This window comes from Paenibacillus sp. WC2504 (genome assembly GCF_052682475.1).
Map to the genome: position 1 here is coordinate 636,665 of NZ_JBQZFH010000001.1, position 26,051 is coordinate 662,715.

The following is a 26,051-nucleotide window of genomic DNA, read 5'->3' on the forward strand; positions in this document are numbered from 1 at the left end:
ATTCAATTTGCGCGTACCTTTATCAACCATCCCAAATCAGGTATAGTAAAAAGAACAAATTGATGGAACCTGCCACATCACCAACATGTGGAACTACAGTCCGCTATTTCAGCGATATGCAAAAATATAGCCCTCCAAGCGGAACTACAGGGCCTTATTTGCCAACATTGGCCTCCGATTCCACCGAATGCGCCAAAATAGAGGACTGTATTTCTCGCTAACTCGTCAAAGTGACATTTTCTGAGCAAATAGAGGACCACAGTTCCCTCCGACCAGCCAAGCTAACGCCAAAACCTAATCACAAAGGAGACACTATGATACGTTTTGCAGTAATAGGAACAAATTGGATCACAGAAGAGTTCATTCACGCAGCCCGCGAGACGGGAGAATTTGCTCTAACAGCCGTGTACTCACGCACGGAGGACAAGGCGGCGGAATTCGCCAATAAATTCGAAGTCGCACACCGCTTTACGGACTTGAATGCTTTTGCTCAAAGCGATACATACGATGCGGTCTATATCGCTAGCCCGAACTCGCTTCACGCTGAGTACGCCGTTCACTGCATGAATCACGGGAAGCATGTCCTTTGCGAGAAGCCCGCAGCATCCAACTCGGCCGAGTTGTCCGCAATGATTGAGGCAGCGCGCAGCAACAAGGTTGTGTTCATGGAGGCGCTCAAATCCACGTTGATGCCGAATTTCAAAGCCATTCAAGAGAATCTGCACAAGCTTGGACCTATCCGCCGTTATTTTGCGGGTTACTGCCAATATTCCTCGCGGTATGATGCCTATAAGCAGGGTACGGTGCTCAATGCGTTCAATCCTATTTTCTCCAATGGTTCCTTGATGGACCTTGGTGTGTACTGCATTTATCCGCTGGCTGTGCTGTTCGGAACCCCTGATCGTGTGCAGGCATGCGGCATGCTGCTGGAATCCGGAGTCGATGGGGAAGGCAGCCTTCTGCTGAGTTATAAAGATATGGATGCGGTAATTATGCACTCCAAAATCGCAAGCTCCTATTTGCCGGCAGAAATCCAAGGCGAGCACGCAACGATGATTATTGATAAAATCAACCAGCCAGAGAAAGTTGAAATCCGTTACCGTGACGGTTCCGTAGAGAATCTTACGCGCGAGCAGAGCGCTAGAACAATGCGATACGAGGCAGAAGAATTCATCCGCCTCATCCAAAGCGGAGCGTCGGAGTCCGAAACGAACTCCCATGCCAATTCCAGCATCGCGATGGCCATTATGGACGAAGCTAGAAAACAAATGGGACTTGTATTCCCGGCAGACCGGAAATAAACGGCAAATAAAAAACCGAGCGATGATCAGGAAAAGGTCCTGAGTTCGCTCGGTTTTTTTTATTTGATAGAACCAGTGGTACGCATAGGTTTGTTTGATATGGCCATGGGAGCGAGGACGGTCCCAGCCCTCTCGGAGCTAACTTTTTTCCGGATCAGATGATACACAATCCCGATCATGAGCCAGACACCGCCCATCCATAAGGCGTCTCGGTCTAGCAGCGATAGTAGATAACCAATGAAGCCGGCTCCGACTAAGGGAAGCGCAAGATACATGATGGTTTGCTTTACGGAGCGTTGGTTTTCTTTGATGTATTTTTGCGCGATGACAGAGATGTTCACGAAGAAGAAGGCCGTTAATGCCCCGAAATTTACGAATTTGACGGCATTGTCCAGGGAGATCACGAGGGCCAGCAGGGAGACACAGCTCACGATCACGATGTTGATGACCGGTGTATTGAACTTCGGATGAAGGAAGGCAAACACACGTTTAGGCAGGATGGAATCGCGCCCCATGACATAGAGCAGGCGGGAAACGCTCGTTACGGACGATAAGCCTTGTGTAAAAATAGCGAGTATGAGCACAGTGATGAACACAGAGCTGAGTGCGGCCCCACCAACAAGTTTAACGATTTCGAAGCCTGCAGAATCTACATTTACGAAGGTTAGGTGTGGATAAATCAGCTGAGTCAAAATAGATGGCACCAAATACAGAATGCTCGCTGTAAGGATGATGATCATGATAGCCCTAGGGATCGTTTTCTCGGCATTCACCGTTTCTTCGGACATGGTTGTGACCGTATCAAAGCCTAGAAAGGAAAAGCAAATAATGGAGGCGCCGGCTAGAATTGTGGAGAACGGCACGTCCGTTTGAAGAAATAATCCCATCGGATGAACATCCCCCGTTAAATTACGGATAAGGAAGAAACAGAACACACCAATAAACAAAATCTGAATCCAAACGAACAATTTGCTAATATTCGCTGAGAATTTAATACCGATAATATTCACGATACCAAGAACGATATTCAGTCCGATGATCCAGACATAAGCCGGGATGGACGGAAACTGTGCATGCAGATAAATGCCGAAGGTAAGACAAGCAATGATAGGAGAGAAGAAATAGTCCAGCAGCAATGCCCAACCAACGAGGAAGCCCAGGTAGGGATGGATACTTTTTTTCGTATACGTGTAGGCGGAGCCTGATGTGGGGAACGACTTGGACATGACGCCGTAGCTGTAAGCTGTGAAGAAGATCGCGATAAAAGCAAGCAGGTACGCCTGTGTCAGCATGCCATGAGCATTCTCGTAAGCTATCCCATAGATGGAGAAATAAATCATAGGTGTCATCCAGGCAAGCCCCATGTAGACGACTTGATACAAGCTTAAGGATTTCCGTAGTTTGACTTCGTTGGTCATGATGGAACACTCCCTTATCGTTGGTGCTGTGGTCGCTGTCAGGGGCTGGTATGCAAAAAAGCCAAGGAGGATATCTAATAAACAGATATCTCCCGGGCTTTTGTCCCTCCGTGAACACAGGGTGAGCTGTGCGTTTTCTCTCGGACCAGACCGAGGCTTATGCCATCGCGGAACCCTAGAAAACTTTGTATGTCATAAATCATTACTTATAAGTTGAAAAGTAACCGTGATGATTCTTCAATGTTAACTATACGTCTTTTATGTAAGTTAATATAACACATTGTAAAGGGTATGAGAAGTATTTTGCATGAAAAAGGTAAAATGCATAGAAGTTATTGACACATCCACTGGTCGATGTTATGTTTAATAACACAAATGAATACGATTGTTTACTAGGGTTCCGCCGGCGCAGCGTCGGGCTGGTCCGAGAGTAAACCGTTCCTAACGCAAGGAGCGACACGGAAGGATAAAAACCTGGGAGATATCACCAAGACGATTTACGTCTTGTGATGTCTCCCTTTTTGTTTAAGCAAACTCAGGAGGAGATGGATACGATGGCAAACGTGTGGAACAAGACAATAGGGCCGGGAGGCAAGTGGTCAGGCGTGATTGGTAAAGGGAAGTTGATCCGGTTTACGGCTCTGGAGGCGGGAGCGAATGTGTCCATCCAATTGTTTCACGCGCGGGATTTGACGGAGCGCTATAATATGCCGGATACGCTTAAGGCGCAGTATACCGCCCATCTGACGCGAGGGCATGTGCTGATGAGTGACAATGGGAGAGTGCTCGCAAGCATCGTGGAAGATAGCATAGGCTGGCATGATCCGCTTAGCGGATACACGAGCCGAGCGGTGACGGACGCCAAATATGGCGCCACCAATTATCAAGAGCTGCGAAATGAGTGGCTGCGGAGCGGGCAGGAGAACTTCGCTGTAGAACTTGTTCGCAACGGGTTGAGCATGAGAGATATGATGCCGGTCCTCAACTTATTCTCGAAGGTGATCTGTGATGAGCAGGGCGATATGCATTTCAGTCTAACGCATTGCCCGGCGGGTGCCACTGTCACGCTTCGTACAGAGCTAGATACGCTGCTCGTTCTTTCCAACACACCCAATCCACTTGATCCAAGAACCACTTATCCATCGGTGCCTGTTCACATCGAGGTCCTGCAGGCTGATCCTGTAGGCATGGACGACTTTTGCGTCAATTATCGTTCGGAGAATCGCCGAGCTTTTGAAAATACATGGGAATATCACGCACTGCTTACTTAAAAAAACGGAGGAGGAACGGATATGGCGGTATTTAATCGTGTGGAAAGCCCTCGCAAAGTCGAGGAGGCGATATATAGCGAGATCATTCAAGCGGGGGATGGTTGGATGCATGCGCTGAAGCCGGGTCAAGTGCTGCGTATTGTTGATCTGGAGGGGAATCAAGCGGCGGATACGTTGTTTTACGACGCTGAGAACCCAGAGGATCATTACAGCGCTGTTGCGACAATTGCAGGCCAAAGCAACATTTATTTAAGCACAGGCTCGGTGCTGCGTGCGGAGTCCGGCAAAGAATTGCTCCGAATCGTAGCGGATACGTGCGGACGGCATGACACCGTAGGTGGCTCCTGTTCTGCTCAAAGCAACACAGTGCGCTACTCGCACGACAAGTTGTCGATGCATAATTGCCGGGATACCTTTATGCTGCAGCTTGCACAGCACGATGGGGCATATACGAAGCGCGATTTAGCACCGAATATTAACTTTTTCATGAATGTACCGGTTACAGCGGAGGGAGGATTGAAGTTCGATGATGGCGTCTCTGGACCTGGCTGCTACGTTGAAGTTCAGTCGCTGGGAAGCTCCATGGTGCTAATCAGTAACTGTCCGCAGCTTAACAATCCTTGCAATGCCTACAATCCAACGCCGATTCAGGTGCTAATTTGGGATAAATAGAAATTTAAAGGGGTGTGGATACGATGTTTAAAAAAGTACTAATCGCTAATCGCGGTGCCATCGCTGTACGCATAGAGCGCACACTGCGCAAGCTCGGAGTGGCATCGGTTGCTGTTTATACGGGAGCAGACCAAGATAGCCTGCATGTGGATGGAGCGGATGAAGCTGTTCTAATCGGCGAAGGGCCGGCGAAGGAAAGCTATTTGAATACAGAGTTGATTCTGAAAACAGCGCTGGAAACCGGTGCTGAAGCGATTCATCCCGGTTATGGTTTTCTTAGTGAGAACGCGGATTTTGCCCGTGCATGTCGCGATCAGGGGATTGTGTTCATCGGACCTACACCGGAACAAATGGAGATGTTCGGGCTTAAACACTCGGCGCGCGAAATCGCGGAAAAGGCTGGTGTCCCAATGCTGCCGGGAACACCACTCATCACAGAGCTTGAAACTGCGCTTTCAGAAGCTGCGCGGATTGGTTATCCGGTTATTCTCAAAAGCACAGCAGGAGGCGGCGGCATTGGCATGCGCGTCTGTGCGGATGAGGCGGCATTGAGAGCCGCTTACGATGGCGTGCGCCATTTGGCCGAGACGAATTTCAAAAACGGCGGCATGTTCCTTGAAAAATATATCGCCAGAGCACGCCATGTCGAGGTGCAAATTTTCGGCAACAACTTCGGAGAAGTCGTTACGCTTGGCGAGCGCGATTGTTCCATCCAACGCCGCAACCAGAAGGTTATTGAGGAGAGCCCGGCTCCGAATTTATCGGACGATGTGCGTGAGGCGATGTTTGCTTCGGCTAAGCGTCTGGCGGCTGAAGTCGGCTACCGCAGCGCAGGTACGGTGGAATATTTGTATGACCCGGAAACGTGCGAGTTTTACTTCTTGGAAGTAAACACGCGACTTCAGGTCGAGCACGGTGTAACGGAAGAAGTGCTGGGAGTTGATCTTGTCGAGTGGATGGTGCGTGAAGCGGCAAATGAGCTGACCGACATCCAATCGCTCATTCGCAAGCCGATCGGTCACAGCATGCAAGCGCGGATATACGCGGAGGATTGCTTGCAGCAGTTCCGGCCGAGTGCGGGGCAGTTGGATCAGGCGGTATTTTCGGCTGGGGCGCGGAATGAAACATGGGTGAGGGACGGCTTAACGGTTACCACCTTATACGATCCGATGCTGGCTAAAATCATTGTCCACGGTACAGATCGTATGGACGCGATTCGGAAGCTGATCGAGGCATTGTCCGAGACGCGTATGTATGGAATTACAACGAATTTGCAATATTTGCAGGCGCTTCTGCAAGAGCAAGATTGCGTAGACGGCAACGTCTTCACGCAGCTATTAAATACATTTGCGCCTGTTGAAAAGGCATTGGAAGTCGTAGATGGCGGCATCCAAACTACGGTGCAGGACTTCCCTGGGCGCATCAGCCACTGGGATGTAGGCGTGCCGCCGTGCGGGCCGATGGACCCGTTCTCGTTCCGAATCGGCAACAAGCTGCTCGGCAACGCGGATGACGCTGCCGGACTTGAAATGACGCTGCGCGGAGGTTCTTACAAGTTCCGCAGCGATTTGTGGTTCTGCGTCACCGGCGCGGATATGCAGGCGGAGCTGGATGGGGAAGCCGTCGCGCTCTATAAGCCGGTATTCGCAGCTCGGGGGCAAGTGCTGAGTTTCGGTGAGGCCAAAGAAGGGATGCGGGCTTATCTACTGGTCAGCGGGGGCTTCGATATGCCGAAAATTCTCGGCAGCTCCTCGACCTTCACGCTGGGCGGCTTCGGTGGACACGGCGGTCGCGCGCTGCGCACAGGCGATGTGCTTGGTGTGAACGCGGGCGGCAGCCCTGTACAAGAAGCGGCTGAACTTGCTGTACAGCATCGTCCGCAAATGACACGGGAATGGACGATTGGCGTCATTCCTGGACCGCATTGCACAGGAGAATTCCTGCGCGCAGAGTACTTGGAGCAGTTGACGGAAACAAACTGGGAAGTGCATTTCAACTCTTCAAGAACAGGTGTTCGTTTGAAAGGGCCGGCTCCGCTTTGGACGCGTGAAGATGGGGGCGAAGCGGGACTTCATCCGTCCAATATTCACGATAATGCCTATGCGATCGGCACATTGGATTTGACGGGGGATATGCCAATCTTGCTGGGTCCGGATGGGCCGAGTCTCGGCGGTTTCGTTTGTCCGGTAACGACGGCTTCGGCTGAATTCTGGAAGCTTGGGCAACTGCACCCGGGTGATTCGATCCGGTTCCACCTGCTGACGCTTCAAGAAGCGGAGGCTTTGCGTGAGGGGCAGGAGGGGAATTTGCGAGCTATTGGCGAGGGGAATTTTGAGGAGCTAACCAGTGCGGCATTGCCTGCTGTTAATAAGGATATTACGCCGGAGTATCCGCGACTTTTCCATGAAACAGCTCTTCGTAGATTCCCAATTACGATTCGCTGCTGCGGTGATCAAAATTTGCTCGTGGAATACGGCGAGCTTGAGCTGGATTTGCTGCTGCGTTTCCAAGTGCAGGCTTTGATGCAAGCGATCGTGGAGAGCGGCTCGATACCGGTGCTGGATCTAACGCCGGGCATTCGCTCCTTGCAAATTCATATTGACCCGACCCGAATTACCGTGAGTGAAGCATGTGCAAAAGTTGTAGAAATCGACGCTGCTCTGCCTCCTCTTGAAGAATTCCGTGTGCCGTCACGCATAGTGCGCTTGCCGCTTTCATGGGACGATCCGGCGACTCAGCTGGCCATTCAACGTTACCAACAAGGAGTTCGGCCCGATGCTCCGTGGTGTCCGAGCAACCTTGAATTCATCCAGCGTATTAATGGATTAGATTCGATTGATGATGTGAAAAAGATTGTTTTTGATGCCAATTACTTGGTACTTGGCTTAGGGGATGTCTACCTGGGTGCTCCTGTAGCCACACCGGTTGACCCGCGTCACCGCCTAGTAACGACGAAATATAATCCGGCACGCACGTGGACGCCTGAAAATGCGGTTGGTATTGGTGGAGCCTACATGTGTGTGTATGGAATGGAAGGCCCTGGCGGCTATCAATTCGTCGGACGTACGATTCAAATGTGGAATCGCCTGCGTTCGACGGAGAGCTTTAAGGCTGGTAAGCCTTGGCTGCTGAGATTTTTTGACCAAATTCAGTTTTATGAAGTGAGTGCTGAGGAACTTCTCCAGCTTCGTGAAGATTTCCCGCGTGGCCGTTATGAAGCGGATATTCAGGAGACGACTTTTGATTTAGGCGAATATTTGCAATTCCTGAGTTCTATTGAAGAAAGTGCAGCAACGTTCCGGGAGCAGCAGCGAATCGCGTTCAACGAAGAGCGGGAGAGTTGGAAGGCGAAAGGCTTGGCGGAGTACGTATCTGAGCAGGAAACGGCAAGTGAACAACCCGAGGATGAACTGCCGGCAGGCACAGTCGCTGTTCGTGGAATTATGCCTGGATCGGTGTGGAAAGTGCTTGTTTCACCAGGTGAGCAAGTGAAGAAGGGGGATCAATTAGCCATTCTCGAGAGTATGAAAATGGAATTCCCGCAGCACGCTCCTTGCGACGGTTATGTCTCGATGATTCAAGTGAAGCCGGGCGATCAAGTTCATGCCGGTCAGCTTATTCTTGGAATTGCCCAATCTGCTTAAGGAGAGGTGTTTGTAGATGACAAAGATTAGGGAGAATGGCGTTGATACGGAGCTTGCTCTAGAACTTACAATTTCTTGGCTTCGGGATAAATATGGTAAAGGGGAATTGACTCCGCATGAAGTCATGGCGGCTATTGTACAGCGCGCAGCGGACGACGCGGGCATGAATCTTTGGATTACGCCGCCTTCTGTGGCGCTCATTCAACCCTATTTGGATGCGCTGGCTGAGCGGAATCCAGCGGATGCGCCGCTGTGGGGGATTCCTTTTGCGATCAAGGATAACATTGATCTAGCGGGGGTGCCGACGACGGCGGGCTGCGAGGAGTATGCTTATACGCCCTCGGAGCACGCAGGCGTCGTGGAAAGACTGATTGCCGCAGGAGCAATTCCAGTCGGCAAAACGAATTTGGATCAGTTCGCGACAGGGCTTGTCGGCGCACGAAGCCCTTACGGCGACGCGCACAATGCGCTGCGTCCCGAATTGATCAGCGGCGGCTCGAGCTCAGGCTCCGCCGTCGCTGTAGCCCGCGGCCAAGCGGCTTTCTCGCTTGGCACGGACACCGCAGGCTCAGGCCGCGTGCCGGCTGCGCTGAACAGGCTGGTTGGCTATAAGCCGAGTCTCGGCGCTTGGCCAACCAAAGGGGTCGTACCTGCCTGTGCGAGTTTAGACTGTGTAACCGTCTTTGCGCACAGTTTGGATGACGCACTCGCTGTAGACAGCGTTGCGCGTGGCCTTCACGCGGAAGATCCGTGGTCGCGCAGCGTGAGGCGAGATGAGACTAAACTTCCGCAGACGCTGTTGCTTCCGGATGGTCCGCTCGGGTTCTACGGTCCATATGCCGCGGAGTATGAAGCGGCATGGGGAAGAGCCGTGGAACAATTACAAGAGCTGAATCTCCCTATTGCGTACGTAGATGTAACGATGTTCGCCCAAGCGGCGGCGATTCTATACGAAGGGCCTTGGGTAGCTGAGCGTTGGGCGGCTTTAGGCGGTTTTATTGAGGCCAACCCGGGGATCGCTTACCCTGTGACGGAGAAGATCCTTCGCTCCGGCTCAGCAGCGGAGTATGATGCAGCTTCAGTGTTTCAAGCGATGCATAAGCTGCAGCGCTTCAAGTTGGAAGCCCGCAAGCTGCTGCAGGGTGCGGTGCTTGTTATGCCTACCTGCGGGGGCACATGGACCCGCGAGCAGGTGCTCGCTGACCCGATTCAGACGAATCGGGAGATGGGCCGCTACACCAATCATTGCAATCTGCTGGATTGGTGTGCGGTTGCAGTGCCGGCGGGCGATGCCGCTCCGCTGACGCCTTTTGGCATTACCCTCTTCGGGGTGGCCGAAGAGGAGCACTTGATCTGCGGCGCAGCCGAGCTGATCCTGGCGGGGGCGAGCGCGGTAAGCGAGGCTGCTAGCGCGAGCGAAGGCGCATCGGTGTCTGCCGATGCGGGAGCAAATGCAGCGGTAGCGCAGGCGACGACGCTCGTCGCGGTCTGCGGCTTACACATGCGCGGCTACCCGCTGGAGAAGCAGATGCGAGGCTGTGGAGCGCGGTTCATCCGTGAGGATGAAACCGCGGCGAAGTACAGCCTCGTGAAGCTGCCGACCACGCCGGCGAAGCCGGGGCTCGTGAAGCGGGAGCAGGGCGGCGCAGCGATCGCCCTGGAGGTTTGGGAAATGCCGCTGGAGGCATTCGGCGGCTTTGTGGCGGCGATCCCGGCTCCGCTCGGGATCGGTAAGGTTGAGCTCCGGGACGGCACGGAGGTCCCGGGCTTTGTTTGTGAGGCTTACGCGGCCGCGGGCGCGGAAGATGTGACGGCGCTTGGCGGGTGGCGCCAAGTAGTGCCGCTGCAAAGCTGATAACGATGTTTTATATCGTTACAGCATAACGTCATCTCAGCAACTGTTGGCTAACGGACTGAGTGGGCTTTATTTGCTGCTTTTGGGTAAGGTTCAGGCATCTAACGGACTCGGGTGACGTTATTGGCTGTGAAGTTGCCTAAAACAGCAGTAAAATGTATAAATAACGTCATCTCAGTCCGATAGCCCCTCAATTATCGCTGAAATGAGCAGAATAACGGCTGCTGAGTCCGTTACGAACGGTGGCTACTTGGATGTTGGTGGTTGAGCGGCTATTGGTGGGTTTATGGATCTTTAACTAGCTTGCTACTATAGATGGAGTCAGTCCGTGCTACTGCGGCGGTTGGTTTATCTTGTGTGATCAGCAACTGTTGGCTAACAGATTAAGTGGGCTTTATTTGCTACGTTTGGGTAAGGTTGGCGCGATAGATAACGATGTTTTACATCGTTACGGCGTGCACTTGGCGCGCTCCGCGTGCGATAGTGATGAAAAACAACGTTACAGAAGCTAAAAACCCCCTTCATGCGAGGGGGTTTTTTGTCGTAGCGGCAGGTCTTATCTACCTTAATCGTGATCGCTTTCTTTATTGCTTGGAGAGTTCATATATTCATTAGGGTTAGTTATTAATTAAGTTGACACTTAATTAAGTGTGTGCTAAATTATTGGTATGATTGATAAAGCCATCCAAGCGATAACGGAACCAAGGCGCCGAGATATTTTACATCTTGTCCGTGATGAGGAGCTGACCTCTAGCGCCATTGCTTCGCATTTTGACATTTCAGCACCGGCAATTTCACAGCATCTTAAGGTTCTTGAAGAGGCTGGACTCGTCGTTGTTCGACGGGCAGGCACCAAACGATTCTATGGCATTAGGAGGGAAGGATTCGCCGAGTTGATGCAATACATTGAGAGCTTCTGGGACGATAGTTTATTGCGCCTGAAAGAAGCTGCAGAAGAGGAGGAAAGAAGAAAAGATGGAAACAACGAGCAGTAGTGAGATGATTAAGAAGGAAATTTTTATTGCATGCCGCCCGGAGACCTTGTTCTCGTTTTTTACGGATCCGGATAAATTAGTTCGTTGGATGGGACGCAACGTACTGCTTGATCCGAGCATTGGGGGCAAATTTAGAATCGATTTGAACGGTACTGATATTGCAATAGGTGAGTACAAAGAGATTACCCCCAACGAAAAAGTCGTCATGACATGGGGGTGGGAACGCTCCAAGGCAGTCCCTCCGGGTTCAAGCACTGTCGAATTTAAGTTAACACCTAAAGATAATGGCACTCTGTTAGAGTTCATGCACTACGATCTGCCTGCAACGGAAATTGCAGATCATGTAAAAGGTTGGTCGCATTTTCTGCCACGTATTCAGATGGTAGCCGAGGGCGATGAAGCGGGGGAAGTCCCGTCATCTGAACACACTTAATGATAGGTGCATTAGAGGCGCGCATGACTATGCGCGCTTTTCATATTTCATGAGGGAAGATAACCTAGCTCAGGTGACCCTCCCTCTTTTTCATAGTCAAATCGCTCATTCTATCTAGTGGTTATTTCACCGAATCGCGTGTGCTTATCCCACGCTTCACCCAGCAATTCGTTAAGCTCCCCTCATACCTTTCTTCCCGCGCTGCGTCCATTATTCCTTCTGTTATTCCTCCTGTCATTCCTTCCTCATTTAGTCTCGCCCTTGACCACTCATTCCATCCTCCCGCGCCCCTACGCCATGCCGCCTTCCATCACGCTCCACACCCATCCGCTTTTTCCTCCCTGCTCATCGCCAATCAGCGCCTGTCCTCCCTCTTTTTCAAGCGCTATTCACACCTAATACCCACTTATCCACAAAATTACCCACAGTATCAACATGTCCACAAATCATACTGTGCATAAGGCTTCGTGCATTCTGTGCACATATCCACAGGACAAGTTATCCACATGGGAGTATGTACTCAGATCCTATATATATGATACTATTTGGTATGCGTAAGGGGCTGTCAGGTTACATTAATAACCAAATGTGAAGGGATAGGTGGGGCGTCAATGAAGAAGATTTTCAGCATCTATCGGACGGATCTAATTAACTTATGGAGGGTGCCTACAGGCCTGCTCCTTATGGTGGCGCTTGCCATATTGCCGTCTGTGTATGCCTGGATTAACCTAGAGGCGATGTGGGACCCTTATTCCAATACATCGGGGATCAAAATCGCAGTGACAAGCAACGATCAAGGAGCGAAAATTGAGGATAAAACCATTAACATCGGAAACGAGGTTGTGGATAATCTGAAAGAAAATCATACGCTGGGCTGGACCTTTGTGGATGAAGCAACGGCGTTGAATGGTGTAGAACGCGGGGATTATTATGCGAGCTTAATTATTCCCAAGGACTTCTCACAGAAAATTACGAGTATTGTGGATGGCACGATGGAAAAGCCCGAAATCGTCTATACCGTGAATGAGAAAATCAATGCGGTTGCGCCCAAAATTACAAGCAAAGGCGCGTCCAGTGTCTCTCAGCAGATCAGTGAGAATTTTATCAAAACGGTGAGTAACTCGATTTTGACCCGGATGAAGGAGATCGGCATCGATTTTGAGAAGGAGCTGCCGACGATTCGCAATATGGAAGCGAAGATTTTGGAACTGGAAAATCGGCTGCCTGAAATCGAGACGATGGGTGGAAAGGCGCTGGAGTTAGAGCAGAAGCTGCCCGAACTAAAAGAGAAGGGGCAGAAAATCGTCCAACTCGAAGAGAAAATTCCGGACATTAACCGCGCGGCGGATACTGTTTTGAAGATTGAAGAGCGCTGGCCGAAGATTCAGGCGGTTGCGCAGGAAGTGCTGCTTATTCAGCAGAAGCTGCCCGAGATTCAGAAAGCTGCCAGCCGGGTAGCGGAGCTGGACCAGAATTTCGGCAAAGTGGAAGAGGTGCTGAATACAGCCATTGATAAATCTCGCAAAGCCGATGAGATCGTTAGCGCTGCGCTGGACACGCTGCCGAAAATCGACTCGATTGCGACACAGGGAGCGGCTTTCGCTGATGCGCTCACGAATTTTTTACAAAAAAATGAGGCGGCATTCCAGACATTAATCCCGGTGGTAAAGCAGAACCTGACCCTGCTGCAACAAACGGCGGACGCTGTCACGCAGCTTACGGGAATGCTGCAGGACGTCAATATCGACCCGCAAAAAGCGCTGGCGGCTATAGGCTTTTTGTCAGAACGCCTCACGTCCGGCGCGGCAGTGCTGGATAACACAATCGATGTGTTCACGCGTTTGAACGCGAATTTGCCGAATAACCCGTTTGCGGATACCATCTCGCGGTTAACGGCTCTTCGAACGAATATGGCTAACCAAATTCAAGCCTTGAATAAGCTGCAAACGGCTATCGGACGCGGTGAAAAACCGGCAAAAGACATCGTGAATAATTTGAACACATTGTCCAAAGAGGCAAGTAGCGCGCTGGGCAGTATTCTCGCCAGATACGATTCGGAGATCGTGCCGAATATGACGAAAGCCTTTGGGCAAATACTGTCCGTCGCCCAGAATGCAGGAAGTGCGCTTCAAACATTGAAGACTCAGCTGCCCAATATCAAAGGGATTTTGACGGATGCGCAAAACGGCATCCATTTTGCCCAGACGCAGCTGGATACCCTGCAAAAGGAACTTCCGGATATCCGGGCGAAGGTGCACGAAGCGTCATCGACGCTTCAAAGCAAACTGGATGCGTTCACCACTGGCATCAATGAGGCGGCTCCGTTCATTCGCAACGACCTGCCGCGCGTAGAGCAAAAGCTGCACACGGCAGCGGATTTTATACGCAACGACTTGCCTGCGGCGGAGGAAGAAATCCGCAAAGTGGCGGATCTGTACCAGACGAAGCTGCCCGAAGTGGAAGATGCCGTCCATCTGGCAGCTAATCTTGTGCGCAGCGATCTGCCGGCATTCGAAGAGGCTGTCCACAAGGCAGCGGACCAGATTCGCAAAGTTCAAGGAAGCGGCAGCGTCGATGAGGTTCTCCGTTTGCTTCAGAATGACATTCAGAAGCAAAGCGATTTTCTCTCTAATCCGGTGCTGATCAAAGAGGATAAGAGATTTCCCATTCCGAACTATGGATCGGCGATGTCACCTTTTTACACAACGCTTTCGTTGTGGGTAGGCGCTATGCTGCTTGTGTCTCTGATGAGAGTAGATGTGGATAACTTGGATGGTGCCTACAAGACGCATCATATCTATTTTGGACGGATGATGATCTTCTTGACCGTCGGATTATTTCAAGCGCTGATTGTCACCCTTGGGGATATTTTTATATTGGGTACATATGTTGTGGATAAGATTTGGTTTGTTATTTTTGCGTTGTTAATAAGCGTTGTGTTTATAACCATCACGTACACTTTGGTCTCTGTTTTTGGCAACATCGGCAAAGGCATCGCTATTATTTTTCTGGTGCTGCAATTCTCCAGCTCGGGAGGGACGTTCCCAGTGAGCACGGCTTCGCCTTTTTTTCAAAAGCTGAATCCGTTCGTACCGTTTACTTATGCGGTTGGGGTGATGCGCGAGGCTGTGGGGGGGATGCTGTTATGGGTGGTGCTGAAGGATGTCATCTGTCTGTGCGTATTCATCGTGGTTTGTTATGTGGTGGCATTAGCTCTGAAAAAACCGCTTAGCGGGTATACGAAACGTGTAGCTGAAAAGGCGAAGATGACGAAATTGATCTCTTGAAAATATTTCCTTGATCCGTGAAGGTGCTCCCTGTTATTCTGATGCGTGTGTTAAGCGCTGTGATATATGGTGGAGTACGGTTTACAAAGTGGAGAAACGGAAAGAATGGATAGCAAGAGACACGAGAACCTGAGGCGATGCCTTGGGTTTTTGTTATGCCAAAATGGAACGAGTATTGCGAAGTATCTCTTTCATAGGAACGGAATCGACAGGGAGAACGGGAAGGGAATACAGGAATACAGTCACGTAGAACTTAGCCTTTAGTCTAGGTTTTATCAAGACTTTTGGCTAACAAAAGACAGTACCTTAGAGCGTTTAGATAAAAAAGCTTCTCCTTTATCATTGAGATAACGTTAAGGAGAGCGAGGAATTGGAGTGAGATTAACATCGTGGTGGTCCTATTGCTTGGCCTGCAGCGCATTGTTGCTGATCCCGTTGGTGGGTCTTATCTATGTTCAGCTGAATCAAGCTGGTGGAATGGCTTACAACCTGGTGACCGATTTGGATCGGCAAATCCCCTTCGTGAAAGCTTTTGTCGTACCTTATCTATCGTGGTATGGCTTTCTGCTTGTCGGATTTCTGTACTTGGCTTACAAAGATCGTCGTAATTATTATAGAACGCTAATGGAATTTCTGATAGGATTGCTGATTTGTTATGGCATATATGCCATTTATCAAACGACGGTTCCTCGGCCGGAGCTAACTGGCAGCGACCCTCTGCTGCGGCTGGTGGCGTGGGTGTACCGATCGGATCAACCTTTTAACTGCTTCCCAAGCACTCATGTACTGACTTCTTATCTCATGATGAGAGCCTACCTGCGTACGACTCGAGTCGCGACGCGCTACAAAATCATCGTAACCGCTGTATCGCTGCTCATCATCGTCTCCACACAGTTCGTGAAACAGCATGTCCTGCTCGATATTGTAGGAGCTGTTCTTGTGGCGGAAGGTGTTGTTTATGCCATGGATCGCGTGCGAAGAAGCTGGTTGGCGGAGTCGCGCATCAAAGTCAAAGTACGGACACAGCAAAGCAATCTCGAAGGAGGATTAAGGCGATGAAACGCAGAGAGAAATTATTGATTTTGACAGGCAGTTTAGGGGATGGACATAATAAAGCGGCTCAGGCGATCCTTGAGGCTACGAGATTGCATAGGCCTAATGTAGATGTGAAGGTGGTCGACTTTTTGGAGTGGACGCATCCTTACTTGCATGGGGTGGGCAAATACTGCTATATGCAGTGGGTGAAAAGCCTGCCGTCCGTTTATGGCTTCTTGTACCGTAAGACGCGTGATGATAATACTTTTTCCCATATGTTTAAAAAGATGAAATCATTCAGCACGGATCGGATGCTGTCGCTGCTGGATGAGGAGGAGCCGACAGAGGTCGTGTGCACGTTCCCTGGGGCTGCGGCGGCGATGTCGTACTTAAAATGCAATGGATTCACAACGGTGCCAACCGTTACGGTCATGACCGATTATACGGATCATAGCTATTGGATTCATCCGGGAACGGATCGTTATCTGGTCGGCGCTGACCATGTGAAGCAAGCGCTGCTTCGATACGGTGTTCCGGAAGAGCATGTTATGGTTACGGGGATTCCGATTCGGAAGCCATTCACACAGGTGTATGATCGGGCGGAGCTGCGAGATCGGCATGGTTTGGATCGCGAGATGCCGACCGTGCTAGTCATGGGCGGCGGGCATGGCTTGATCGGCAAGCAGTTCAAGTCCGTGCTGCAGTCGGATGAGCTGGCGGAGCCGGTGCAGTTCGTTTTTGTCTGCGGGCGCAATGAGAAGCTCAAACAGCTCCTCGAAGAGGAGCTTGGAGGCGAGAAAACGCGGCATCGCGTGAAGGTGACAGGTTTCGTGGACCATGTCCATGAGCTGATGGCTTTATCGGACCTGATCATCACGAAGCCGGGAGGTCTCACCATCTCGGAAGCGATGGCGTTGGAGCTTCCCATGATGTTGTATAAGCCGATTCCTGGCCAAGAGCAGGAGAACGCCGCGTACTTGGTCAGCTTGGGGGCTGCGATCGAAGTGAAAAATGCACTGGAGCTGAAAAGCCAGCTGCTGGAAGTGATCGCGAATCAATCGCTCTTATCGAAGCTGAAAGAAAACGTGAAGCAGAGTCAACAGCATCAGGATGCTCAGCATATGCTTCGCGCTATTTTTGAGACCCGCCATCATTTCGTCCCGATGGCTGACGACATGCGTTTGGCCTATGCCAACGGCTAAAATGGCGGGTGCCTCCCTCTTTTTACCCTTCAAAAACGCCTCTTTTTCGCTAAAAAATGCACGATTTCATAACTTGTCAAGCTTGGTGTCAATAAGTGCTTAATATACTTGAAAATCTACTTCTGGATGATTTGTTCAGATGCTTTGCTTGACAATTTATCTTTTGTAAAGGTGTTTGGCTTGCAGCTTCTATTTGTCCTCATGCATGGTGACGATGATGTCCTGTGCGTAGTTGCCGAAGCTTTTGCCGAATAAGGTGATGCCTCCGCAGTTGGGTGAGCTCTCTAAGGATGCGATGCGGAACTGAATATCCTTGCCGAAGGCGGCGGATAGGTCTTGAATCGCGGTATCGGATATTTTGGTTCCGTCCAGGTAGGAGCCGGTAGGACTGACCGTGATGACTTTGAGCAGTCCGTGCTGCGTGTTGCTGCTGCTCCACCAATCAGGCGTCAAGACGCCGCGTTGGGAGCCGAAATCGCCCGGGCTCGTCCAGTTGCCGAGAGGGACGTCGTTGATGTAGAACGAGATATCGGAAGGCCAGTTCTCGTTGAATCCCGGCGCTTCGGAGCAAATTTCAAAAGAAATTTCCAGAGTGCGCAGCTTCTGATTGCTGTGAAGGAAGTTAGGAATGCGGTATTCCACATAGCCGCTGGCAAACCATAAAATCCCTGCATGAACATGACCGGGATCAGCAAAATAACGCGGATCATCCAAGACGCCGATCAGCTGGGTCGGAGACGCAAGCCCGCAGGTTGGCTTCACCTCGAAGGAGGTGTATTGGCCGATCGGGATGGCAATTGTATTCGTCGGAAGGTCGAACGGCTTCTTCGGTTTGAACTGTAGGACGGCTTGATCGATTTTCAAGTGGCATATTTTCTGAGTGCCGCGAACACCAGTTGTGTTCTCGGAGGTGATGATGCCGGCTAGCTCAAGCTTCTGAATATGTTTGGTTACAATCGCGGAAGAAATATCAAGTTTCTGTGAGAGTTGTTTGATGTTGAGTGGCTCCTGCCCGAGCAGCTCTATCATTTTCACGCGCGTTTCGGAGGAGAAGCATTCGAGAAAAGCCATATTTTTGGTAGAGACTTCAATTTGCATAAAAGGAACCTCAATCTTTAATGTTTTAGTTTATTGTATAACTTGTAGGTTAATTTAACAAGTTGACATGGGATTATTTCGGAAGTTCGTTATGAACGACGTGGTGAGGCAAGCGGGAAGTGGGGCGCAGGAGGGCGAGTAACGCGTTGCTGCTCTATATTGCACAATGTGCAACATAGAGCGAGCATATTGCGGTAAGAGCAGGCTTTCATTGTATAAAGTGCAATGAAGAAGCTGGAAATGCGCGGAAAAGCAGCATTTTGGCGAAAATGGTTGCACAAAGTGCAACGAAGACAGTAGCTGTAGCGGGTAGAGCCCCAAATGGTTGTACTAAGTGCAGCATAGACAGCCGCGCAACCAGTACAGCCCGAAATGGTTGCATAATGTGCAACGTAGGCTGTATTACTCCAAGCAGCTGGCGTTGGGAGAAGCGAGCAGCAGTAGGTGCAAGTTGAAGCTTTTCTTCAACTGCCGAACTACGCAATGCAGCTCTATATTGCACAATGTGCAACATAGAGCGAGCATATTGCGGTAAGAGCAGGACTACATTGTATAAAGTGCAATGAAGAAGCTGGAAATGCGCGGAAAAGTGGCATTTTGGGGTTAAATGGTTGCACAAAGTGCAACGTAGCTAACCGCGGCAATGGGTACAGCCCGAAATGATTGCACAAAGTGCAACATAGCTAGCCGCGGCAGAGGGTGCTGCAAGAAATGGTTGCATAAAGTGCATCGTAGGCTGTATTACTCGAGGCAGCTGGCGTTGGGAGAAGCGAGCAGCAGTAGGTGTAAGTTGAAGCTTCTCCTCAACTGCCGAACTACGTAATGCAGCTCTATATTGCACAATGTGCAGTATAGAGCGAGCATATTGCGGAAAGAGCTGACTTTCATTGTACAAAGTGCAATGAAGAAGTTGGAAATGCGCTGAAAAGCAGCATTTTGGCGAAAATGGTTGCACAAAGTGCAACGTAGCTGGCCGCGGCAGCGGGTACTGCCGGAAATGGTTGCACAAAGTGCAACATAGCTAGCCGCGGCAGCGTGTACTGCCGGAAATAGTTGCACAAAGTGCAACGTAGCTAGCCGCAGCAACGGGTACTGCCGGAAATGGTTGCACAAAGTGCAACGTAGCTAACCGCGGCAGCGGGTACTGCCGGAATTGGTTGTACTAAGTGCAACGTAGCTAACCGCGGCAGCAGGTACTGCCATAAATGATTGCAGTCCCCTAAAGCAAATGTTGCCAAGCTTCCGGCTGCAGCTCATACTGCCGAACGACAGTTCCACGTCCGATTGGGCGGAGTATGTCCTTGGCAGCTAGGCTATGGAGCTGCTTGCGCGCAGTGCGGAAATTGAGCCCGCACTGCGCAATGAGATCCTTAGGTCGGATGGGTCTACCTAGTCGAATAGCCAGCTGAATCACCTCTTTTTCATCCGGAGAAAGAGAAGGGGGCGGGGCACTACGAAGCAGATGAGGACCCACCACCAGCTGGAGCAGCATTCGACAAACTTCCGGGCGGTGCTGGACATCATCTAAAGAAAAATGGATCATTTTCCACCCCATCCCGGTCAAGAAAGTATCCCGATTAAGCGAATAGCTGAATCCCTCACGGTCCATGTCCTTAATGTGACTTTGAAAACCGTCGCACTCAACCCCGAAGCGGCCGTGCGGCGGGAGAAAAGCAAAGTCGAGGAACTGTGACTTACGGTTCCAATCGTAAATTTCGTATTCCGGATGCAGGTCGTCAAAGTTGCCGAATAAGGGCCACCATACGTTTTGGAGCAGTAGCTTCTCCGCGTATTTGTGTCCTCTAAGTAGACGTCCTTTTCGCTCGCCGATCCGATGTGTAAGATGGTCATCCAAGAATCTCTGATGCGCTTGTTCAAATTCCGACATAATAACAGCCTCCTCCTACCTCCTTAAAATAAAAAAAACGCCCCGGAGCCTGGCGGCTCAAGGACGTTCTTCGTCATTTCATACTATAGCATCTTCAGCGAAGATGAGGTACTCCAACTTCAGTCAGCCTATTTTCAAACTCCTACTTCGACTTTGACACAAGACTCCCGTTCAATCAATTCGCCGTAAATGGAAATTTTGGATGGCACGCCGCCTTTTTCGATTCTGCGGAGCAGCAAATCAACGGCCTCAAAGGCAAGCTGCTCCCGCTGCACATGAATGGTCGTGAGGCGGGGCCGGACCATCTGCGCGGCTTCAATATCGTCAAAGCCGACGACAGACATCGCGTCCGGCACGTGAAAGCCTCTGGCGGTCAGATGCTGAATCAGCGAAATGGCAAGCCGGTCGTTGGCGCAAAACCATGCGGTTGGCCAAGGGGATTGGCCGCTCATTGCCTCCAGGAACGAAGCTAATTCATCATCAGGAGAAGCGGCCTTATTAGGTCCAATGAGACAGAAGCTCCTATCGATCGCTAGTCCCGCATCGGACATGGCATTTGTGAATCCGAACCAGCGCTCACGGAAGCTTTTGGACATGCTGCCCGCCCCAATGAAACCGATTTGCCGGTGGCCTTTTCGGATCAGATGGCTGACGATGCTGCAGGCGCCTTCCGCATTCGCTGTCACAACGGAATCCAGCTGCAGTCCGTCGTAGCAATGATCCACGCTGACCAGCGGAGTCTCCAATTCCTTGAGTTTGCTGACATACGCAGGGGTGAAGACGCCAATGAGGAGGATGCCGGAAAACGCAAACTCATGATAGAGATCGGGGAGAATCAACAGTCGCTCCATATCATTCGTTACCCCGCTAATGATAGCGGTATAGCCGTTTTCCTTGGCTCTTTTTTCAATGGACCAGAACACTTCGTAGTAGAAATTTTTATCGTTCTGGACAGATTCAGGGAATAAGACGAGCAGGTGATTCTGCTTCTTCCTCGCCTTGGATTCCGTCCGGTACTTAAGCTGCTGGGCGGCTTCAAATACACGGGAACGCAGCTCTTCGCTAACGCCGGGCTTGTGATTAAGGGCTAAGGAGACAGCGTTTTTGGAAATGCCGAGCAGATTGGCAATGTCTTGCATGGAGGTTTTGGCGTTCATTTAGCTCAATACTCCTTTAAGAAAAAGTGAATGATTTATAAATTGTAAAGCTTTAGAGGTGTAGTTGTAAAGGTTTATAACTTATTTTGTAACTTTACAAAAATTCGTCGTCAATTCACTTTGTCAATAAACTTTTCGAGCATTTCCAACTTCTCAGAAGTAAATGGTCCAGAATTGTCGAGATAGAGAATGGAGGCTGGATCAACCGGCCATCGGATCTCACTACGACTTAGGGAGGGGCTGAATTGTTCCCAGTTATCCAATTTCCAAACGTCTAAAGCCGAGCCTCTCCCGCTAATGCGTGAGTGATAGGCTTCCTCAGATGGAAGGTAGACGTAAACAGCTTTAACTGCAACATTCTCGGTGCTTGCGTTGATTGTGGAAAGTTCATGGTCCAGCCACAACGGATCGTTGATTTCGCGGGTAAATGGTCCGATGACGATGGCGTCCAAGCCTAAGGTCAAATTCTCCAGCGCGGCGTTCATGGTGATGCGGTATCCGAGATCTCGGCAGTGCTGTTTATAAAAAGGGGAGTCCCGATCCTCGGGATCTTTCCCAGCTAGTGACATCAGCGCTACCGCAGCGGGCCGAAGCAAAGTGTCCATGTCTAGAAAGGCGCCCCCGCGCTTACTGGCATATGCTTTGGCTAGCGTTGTTTTGCCTGCTCCAGCAGGACCTATGAAAAAGATGAGTTTACGCATGTTAACCTCCAATATGAAACCTGTGACAGCGAAATAGTTACGATTATTGTAACATAACAGGGATATTCCTTTACTTTTTCATCCAATTTTCAGGTTTTATTAAGGTTTTATTAAGGTTTACGTCATATTTGCTTCATAATTGAGTAGTAACCTATATAGAAAGAGAGAGGGTTAATACCATACTGGAAGGATAGATAGAGATGTCCGGAACCCAAGAAAAGACGTTACATTCGGGTAACAATACCATATCGCCATTCCAATCGAATGACAAAGAATCTACCGCGTATTGGCCAACGACAGGCTGGAGAACGAGCACGCCGGAAGCGCAAGGGATGTTCTCAGGTACGCTAGCTAAGACAGTTGAAATGTTCAGCAGTCAACAGGTATGCAGCATCGCAGTCGTTCGAAACGGCCATTTAGTTGCAGAAGCTTATAATAGTTGTACGCAAGATGATATACCTCAAGATGTGAAGTCCGTCACCAAAAGTGTAACATCAGCACTAGTTGGTATTGCTTTAGCTGAACGGAAGCTGATCAGTTTGGATCAAAAGGTTCGCGATTTTTTCCCTGAACTTGCCAATGACCCTTTGAAGTCCAAAATGACAATTAGACATTTGCTGAGCATGACATCCGGCCTGAATTGGGATAATACGAATGAAATCTCCTCAACCGAGATGATGTATTCATCCGATTGGGTACAGTACATTCTGGATCGTCCTGGATATGCAGAGCCAGGTACCCTGTTTAATTATAGCAATGGTGACGCGCATTTGTTGTCGGCTATAATGCACAAAGCAACGGGGCAATCGTTGTTCGATTATGCCCAGTCACGTTTATTCGATCCTCTTGGCATTACAAACGTGAGCTGGAATTCTGATGGAAAAGATCGCTCCATTGGCGCATGGGCAATGGCTTTAACGCTGAGAGATATGGCTAAGTTTGGCTACCTGTATTTGAAACAAGGCCAATGGGAAGATCAAACGATTATCCCACCAAACTGGATTCGCGATTCCCTGCAAAAGCGAGTAACGCTGAATTACAGCAATGGTACGCAGGGAGGCTACGGACTGCTATGGTGGTCCAAGACGCTGCCCAAAGGAATCGTCAAAGGAAGTAAAAAACAATACGACATGTTCTATGCCTCAGGTTCAAGTGGAAGACGCATTTTTGTTGTCCCTGAGCTGCAGCTGATCGTGGCATTAACCGCTAACTCCCCTGATCCGAATATGCCCGAAAATCTGCTGACTCATGTGCTGCAAGCCATTCGTTCTGATAAGGCTCTTCCGGATAATCAGGAGAACTTTGCCAAGCTGGAGCAAGCTGTGCAAGCTTTTAAAGAAGTAACTGAATAGAACAGGGAATAAGGAAGAAGCTGCCGCGGCGGCTTCTTTTTCTTTGTCCGAGGGTTGAGGTTGGGTTAAAAAACCATCCGTTTTGGCATCCGCTGCCGCTCTTGATGGTTTTTTTGGCACGTTTATGAGATAGTTGGAGGAAAGTGAACGGAAAGGGAGTTATTTAGTGGCATTAAGAAGTTTTACGGATTATCAATTAAGTGAGGATATCGTCCGGGCGTTGCAGAGCTTAGGTTATGAGCAGCCGACGGACGTACAGCACGAAGTGATTCCCATCGCGCTTCAGGAGAAGGATCTCACGGTGAAGTCGCGTACGGGAAGCGGGAAGACGGCGGCTTTCGGGATCCCGATTTGTGAGCTCGTAGAATGGGAGGAGAATCGGCCGCAGGCGCTAATTCTAACACCGACGCGAGAACTCGCGGACCAGGTGAAGCAGGATATTACGAACATTGGGCGGTTCAAACGGATTAAAGCGGTAGCACTATACGGCAAACAGCCCTTTGCCAAACAGAAGCTGGAGCTTCACCAGAAGTGCCATGTCGTTGTAGGTACACCGGGACGTGTGCTGGATCATATTCAGAAGGGCACACTGGATTTGGAGAAGGTCAAGATGCTCGTCATCGATGAAGCGGATGAGATGCTGCGGATGGGCTTCATTGAGCAGGTGGGAGCGATCATCGATGAGGTTCCGACGGACCGAATGACGATGCTGTTCTCAGCGACACTCCCTCAAGACGTGGAACAATTATGTCATCAATATATGCAGAGCCCGATAGATATTGAAATTCAAACTCCGGAAGCGGCGAAGGTTCAGATTGAACACGCGCTGATTACGATGAAAGAAACAGAGAAATTTAATGTGCTTAAGGATGTCTTCGTGACGGAAAATCCTGAGAATTGCATCATTTTCTGCAGGACGCAAGAACATGTGGATGATGTCTTCCGAGAGTTGGATCTTCTTGAATATCCGTGTGACAAAATTCATGGAGGCATGGTGCAGGATGACCGCTTCTTGGTTATGAACGCATTCAAAAGAGGCGAGTTCCGTTTCCTGGTGGCAACGGATGTTGCGGCGCGGGGGATTGATGTGGAGGATATTACTCACGTCATTAACTATGACCTGCCGCTAGAGAAGGAAAGTTATGTCCATCGGATCGGAAGAACCGGACGAGCAGGCAAAACGGGCAAAGCCATCACATTCGTGACTCCGAACGAGATGAAATTTATCCCCGAGATCGAAGATTACCTTGGATTCGAGATCCCGCGCAGAGATGCTCCCACAGAGGAAGAAGTTGCCCAGGGATTGCCGGCCTTTGAGCGGAAAATGCAAGCGACGCCGGTTATCAAGCGAGATAGAAGCGATCAATTGAACAAAGGGATCATGAAGCTCTATTTTAACGGCGGGAAAAAGAAAAAGATTAGAGCGGTGGACTTCGTCGGGACGTTAGCCAAAATTGAAGGCGTGAGTGCAGAAGATATTGGCATCATTACGATTCAAGACAACGTTTCGTATGTGGATATTTTGAATGGCAAAGGCCCGATGGTGCTAAAGGTCATGAAGAACACAACGATCAAGGGGAAACTCCTGAAAGTGCATGAAGCAAATAAGTAAGGGGAGAATATCCGGTAGGCCATCATCACGGCTTAGCGGATTTTTTTCGTCATCAGAGGGGCAATAGTGTTTATTGAAGGTTAAAATTTTACTCAAACGAGTAAATTATTTGACTTACCCGACCTGTCCTCCGCAAGGTAGACTATAGGAAACACAACACATGGGGTGAATAATCATATGGCCAACAATACACATACACATTCGAGCACCCTTTCCAATGCGAAAGTGAAACGGAGAAGTTCGACTGCGCAAATACGTGAGGACCTGATCGGATATGCCTTCGTTGCACCAATGGTACTCGGACTATTTGTCTTTACTTTATTTCCAATTATTGCATCCTTCTTCCTCAGCTTCACGGATTGGAACTTTGTTGCCGGTTTTTCGAAAGTGAAATTTCTCGGCTTAGATAACTTTATCAAGCTTGTGCACGATTCCGTTTTCTTACTATCCCTGAAGAACAACATGATTTTGATGATTGTCGTTCCCTTAACACTCATCATTTCTCTTCTTCTAGCGGTTGTTATCGATAAAAAAATCTATTTGAAAGATTTCTTCAAAGTTATTTATTTTATCCCGTATATTTCTAGCGTTGTTGCTGTTGCTATCGTTTTTCAGGTGTTATTTCACCCGACGTATGGTCCAATCAATCAAATCTTGATGGATCTAGGCTTTGCGAATCCGCCGAAATGGCTTGCTGACCCGGATGTTGCCTTGTATTGTGTAATGGGGCTTATGATTTGGATCAGTATCGGATATAACATGATTATTTTCATGGCTGGTTTGCAGTCTATTCCTAAAGATCTATATGAAGCAGCGGATATTGACGGGGCTTCCAAGTTTAGACAGCTGATGAGCATCACTGTGCCTCTTTTATCGCCAACAACTTTCTTCCTTCTAGTAACGGGGATTATCGGTACCTTTAAAGCGTTTGACGTTATTTCCGTCCTCACAGGCGGCGGACCTGCAAACTCCACGACCGTAGTGGTTTATCGTCTATACGAAACAGCCTTTGTTAACCTGCAATCCGGTTATGCCTCCGCTATGGCAATTGTACTTCTGTTGCTTGTGCTTCTGATTACACTTGTACAATGGCTAGGACAACGTAGATGGGTGAACTACTAAGAGAAGGA

19 protein-coding genes and 2 riboswitches are annotated in these 26,051 nt (G+C 49.7%); of the genes, 13 read left to right on the forward strand and 6 right to left on the reverse strand.

The window, feature by feature from the left end; genetic code table 11:
* Positions 1 to 314 precede the first annotated feature (314 nt).
* A complete protein-coding gene (locus tag ACUN27_RS03015; protein ID WP_445558355.1) occupies positions 315 to 1,301 on the forward strand; it encodes a Gfo/Idh/MocA family protein in 987 nt (328 codons plus the stop codon).
* A gap of 59 nt (positions 1,302 to 1,360) precedes the next feature.
* Here ACUN27_RS03015 and ACUN27_RS03020 read toward each other — a convergent pair whose 3' ends face one another.
* Positions 1,361 to 2,719: an APC family permease gene (locus tag ACUN27_RS03020; RefSeq protein ID WP_315952895.1), complete on the reverse strand. Its 1,359-nt coding sequence runs from the start codon at positions 2,717 to 2,719 to the stop codon at positions 1,361 to 1,363.
* Positions 2,720 to 2,806: 87 nt separating this feature from the next.
* Positions 2,807 to 2,909: riboswitch (guanidine-I (ykkC/yxkD leader) on the reverse strand.
* A 191-nt stretch (positions 2,910 to 3,100) separates the two neighbouring features.
* Positions 3,101 to 3,202: riboswitch (guanidine-I (ykkC/yxkD leader) on the forward strand.
* Between the two features lie 71 nt (positions 3,203 to 3,273).
* On the opposite strand from ACUN27_RS03020, the gene ACUN27_RS03025 reads away from it, so the two are divergent.
* The 9 genes from ACUN27_RS03025 to ACUN27_RS03065 all read left to right on the forward strand — a co-directional run bounded on the left by ACUN27_RS03025 (position 3,274) and on the right by ACUN27_RS03065 (position 17,113).
* Positions 3,274 to 3,990: an urea amidolyase associated protein UAAP1 gene (locus ACUN27_RS03025; RefSeq protein ID WP_445558356.1), complete on the forward strand. Its 717-nt coding sequence runs from the start codon at positions 3,274 to 3,276 to the stop codon at positions 3,988 to 3,990.
* Between the two features lie 21 nt (positions 3,991 to 4,011).
* A complete protein-coding gene (locus ACUN27_RS03030) occupies positions 4,012 to 4,662 on the forward strand; it encodes an urea amidolyase associated protein UAAP2 (protein WP_315952897.1) in 651 nt (216 codons plus the stop codon).
* Between the two features lie 23 nt (positions 4,663 to 4,685).
* Positions 4,686 to 8,306 (forward strand): urea carboxylase, encoded by a 3,621-nt coding sequence (gene uca / locus ACUN27_RS03035; RefSeq protein WP_445558357.1) that lies wholly within the window; start codon positions 4,686 to 4,688, stop codon positions 8,304 to 8,306.
* A gap of 16 nt (positions 8,307 to 8,322) precedes the next feature.
* Positions 8,323 to 10,161 (forward strand): allophanate hydrolase, encoded by a 1,839-nt coding sequence (gene atzF, locus ACUN27_RS03040; RefSeq protein ID WP_445558358.1) that lies wholly within the window; start codon positions 8,323 to 8,325, stop codon positions 10,159 to 10,161.
* A gap of 668 nt (positions 10,162 to 10,829) precedes the next feature.
* On the forward strand, positions 10,830 to 11,156 hold the full coding sequence (locus ACUN27_RS03045; RefSeq protein ID WP_445558359.1) for an ArsR/SmtB family transcription factor: 327 nt from the start codon (positions 10,830 to 10,832) through the stop codon (positions 11,154 to 11,156).
* Entirely contained in the window at positions 11,137 to 11,589 is a 453-nt protein-coding gene (locus ACUN27_RS03050; RefSeq protein ID WP_445558360.1) for an SRPBCC family protein, read from the forward strand. The genes ACUN27_RS03045 and ACUN27_RS03050 overlap by 20 nt, the downstream gene beginning before the upstream one ends.
* A 611-nt stretch (positions 11,590 to 12,200) precedes the next feature.
* A complete protein-coding gene (locus ACUN27_RS03055; RefSeq protein WP_326061992.1) occupies positions 12,201 to 14,876 on the forward strand; it encodes a YhgE/Pip domain-containing protein in 2,676 nt (891 codons plus the stop codon).
* A 375-nt stretch (positions 14,877 to 15,251) separates the two neighbouring features.
* Positions 15,252 to 15,935: a phosphatase PAP2 family protein gene (locus ACUN27_RS03060; protein WP_326061991.1), complete on the forward strand. Its 684-nt coding sequence runs from the start codon at positions 15,252 to 15,254 to the stop codon at positions 15,933 to 15,935.
* On the forward strand, positions 15,932 to 17,113 hold the full coding sequence (locus tag ACUN27_RS03065) for an MGDG synthase family glycosyltransferase (protein ID WP_315952903.1): 1,182 nt from the start codon (positions 15,932 to 15,934) through the stop codon (positions 17,111 to 17,113). Before ACUN27_RS03060 ends, ACUN27_RS03065 begins: the two co-directional genes overlap by 4 nt.
* A gap of 189 nt (positions 17,114 to 17,302) precedes the next feature.
* Here the strand turns inward: ACUN27_RS03065 and ACUN27_RS03070 are convergent, their stop codons facing one another.
* The 5 genes from ACUN27_RS03070 to ACUN27_RS03090 all read right to left on the reverse strand — a co-directional run bounded on the left by ACUN27_RS03070 (position 17,303) and on the right by ACUN27_RS03090 (position 21,957).
* A complete protein-coding gene (locus tag ACUN27_RS03070) occupies positions 17,303 to 18,211 on the reverse strand; it encodes an ArsR/SmtB family transcription factor (protein ID WP_445558361.1) in 909 nt (302 codons plus the stop codon).
* 208 nt (positions 18,212 to 18,419) lie between these two features.
* A complete protein-coding gene (locus tag ACUN27_RS03075; RefSeq protein ID WP_445558362.1) occupies positions 18,420 to 18,725 on the reverse strand; it encodes a hypothetical protein in 306 nt (101 codons plus the stop codon).
* A gap of 705 nt (positions 18,726 to 19,430) precedes the next feature.
* Positions 19,431 to 20,099, reverse strand: a complete 669-nt coding sequence (locus tag ACUN27_RS03080) for a hypothetical protein (RefSeq protein WP_315952905.1) — start codon at positions 20,097 to 20,099, stop codon at positions 19,431 to 19,433.
* A gap of 134 nt (positions 20,100 to 20,233) precedes the next feature.
* Positions 20,234 to 21,256: a LacI family DNA-binding transcriptional regulator gene (locus ACUN27_RS03085; RefSeq protein WP_326061988.1), complete on the reverse strand. Its 1,023-nt coding sequence runs from the start codon at positions 21,254 to 21,256 to the stop codon at positions 20,234 to 20,236.
* Positions 21,257 to 21,366: 110 nt separating this feature from the next.
* Entirely contained in the window at positions 21,367 to 21,957 is a 591-nt protein-coding gene (locus ACUN27_RS03090; protein WP_326061987.1) for an AAA family ATPase, read from the reverse strand.
* 200 nt (positions 21,958 to 22,157) lie between these two features.
* Between ACUN27_RS03090 and ACUN27_RS03095 the strand changes: the two genes are divergently transcribed.
* The 3 genes from ACUN27_RS03095 to ACUN27_RS03105 all read left to right on the forward strand — a co-directional run bounded on the left by ACUN27_RS03095 (position 22,158) and on the right by ACUN27_RS03105 (position 26,043).
* Entirely contained in the window at positions 22,158 to 23,309 is a 1,152-nt protein-coding gene (locus tag ACUN27_RS03095) for a serine hydrolase domain-containing protein (protein WP_315952908.1), read from the forward strand.
* Between the two features lie 166 nt (positions 23,310 to 23,475).
* On the forward strand, positions 23,476 to 24,921 hold the full coding sequence (locus ACUN27_RS03100) for a DEAD/DEAH box helicase (protein ID WP_315952909.1): 1,446 nt from the start codon (positions 23,476 to 23,478) through the stop codon (positions 24,919 to 24,921).
* Between the two features lie 177 nt (positions 24,922 to 25,098).
* Positions 25,099 to 26,043 (forward strand): carbohydrate ABC transporter permease, encoded by a 945-nt coding sequence (locus ACUN27_RS03105; RefSeq protein WP_315952910.1) that lies wholly within the window; start codon positions 25,099 to 25,101, stop codon positions 26,041 to 26,043.
* The last annotated feature ends 8 nt before the right edge of the window (positions 26,044 to 26,051 follow it).

Excerpts from the sequence above, each read along its gene's own strand:
- ACUN27_RS03015 (WP_445558355.1), top strand. The coding sequence starts at position 315 with ATGATACGTTTTGCAGTAATAGGAACAAATTGGATCACAGAAGAGTTC.
- ACUN27_RS03020 (WP_315952895.1), bottom strand. The coding sequence starts at position 2,719 with ATGACCAACGAAGTCAAACTACGGAAATCCTTAAGCTTGTATCAAGTC.
- ACUN27_RS03025 (WP_445558356.1), top strand. The coding sequence starts at position 3,274 with ATGGCAAACGTGTGGAACAAGACAATAGGGCCGGGAGGCAAGTGGTCA.
- ACUN27_RS03030 (WP_315952897.1), top strand. The coding sequence starts at position 4,012 with ATGGCGGTATTTAATCGTGTGGAAAGCCCTCGCAAAGTCGAGGAGGCG.
- uca (WP_445558357.1), top strand. The coding sequence starts at position 4,686 with ATGTTTAAAAAAGTACTAATCGCTAATCGCGGTGCCATCGCTGTACGC.
- atzF (WP_445558358.1), top strand. The coding sequence starts at position 8,323 with ATGACAAAGATTAGGGAGAATGGCGTTGATACGGAGCTTGCTCTAGAA.
- ACUN27_RS03045 (WP_445558359.1), top strand. The coding sequence starts at position 10,830 with ATGATTGATAAAGCCATCCAAGCGATAACGGAACCAAGGCGCCGAGAT.
- ACUN27_RS03050 (WP_445558360.1), top strand. The coding sequence starts at position 11,137 with ATGGAAACAACGAGCAGTAGTGAGATGATTAAGAAGGAAATTTTTATT.
- ACUN27_RS03055 (WP_326061992.1), top strand. The coding sequence starts at position 12,201 with ATGAAGAAGATTTTCAGCATCTATCGGACGGATCTAATTAACTTATGG.
- ACUN27_RS03065 (WP_315952903.1), top strand. The coding sequence starts at position 15,932 with ATGAAACGCAGAGAGAAATTATTGATTTTGACAGGCAGTTTAGGGGAT.
- ACUN27_RS03070 (WP_445558361.1), bottom strand. The coding sequence starts at position 18,211 with ATGCAAATTGAAGTCTCTACCAAAAATATGGCTTTTCTCGAATGCTTC.
- ACUN27_RS03075 (WP_445558362.1), bottom strand. The coding sequence starts at position 18,725 with ATGTTGCACATTGTGCAATATAGAGCTGCATTGCGTAGTTCGGCAGTT.
- ACUN27_RS03080 (WP_315952905.1), bottom strand. The coding sequence starts at position 20,099 with ATGTCGGAATTTGAACAAGCGCATCAGAGATTCTTGGATGACCATCTT.
- ACUN27_RS03085 (WP_326061988.1), bottom strand. The coding sequence starts at position 21,256 with ATGAACGCCAAAACCTCCATGCAAGACATTGCCAATCTGCTCGGCATT.
- ACUN27_RS03090 (WP_326061987.1), bottom strand. The coding sequence starts at position 21,957 with ATGCGTAAACTCATCTTTTTCATAGGTCCTGCTGGAGCAGGCAAAACA.
- ACUN27_RS03095 (WP_315952908.1), top strand. The coding sequence starts at position 22,158 with ATGTCCGGAACCCAAGAAAAGACGTTACATTCGGGTAACAATACCATA.
- ACUN27_RS03105 (WP_315952910.1), top strand. The coding sequence starts at position 25,099 with ATGGCCAACAATACACATACACATTCGAGCACCCTTTCCAATGCGAAA.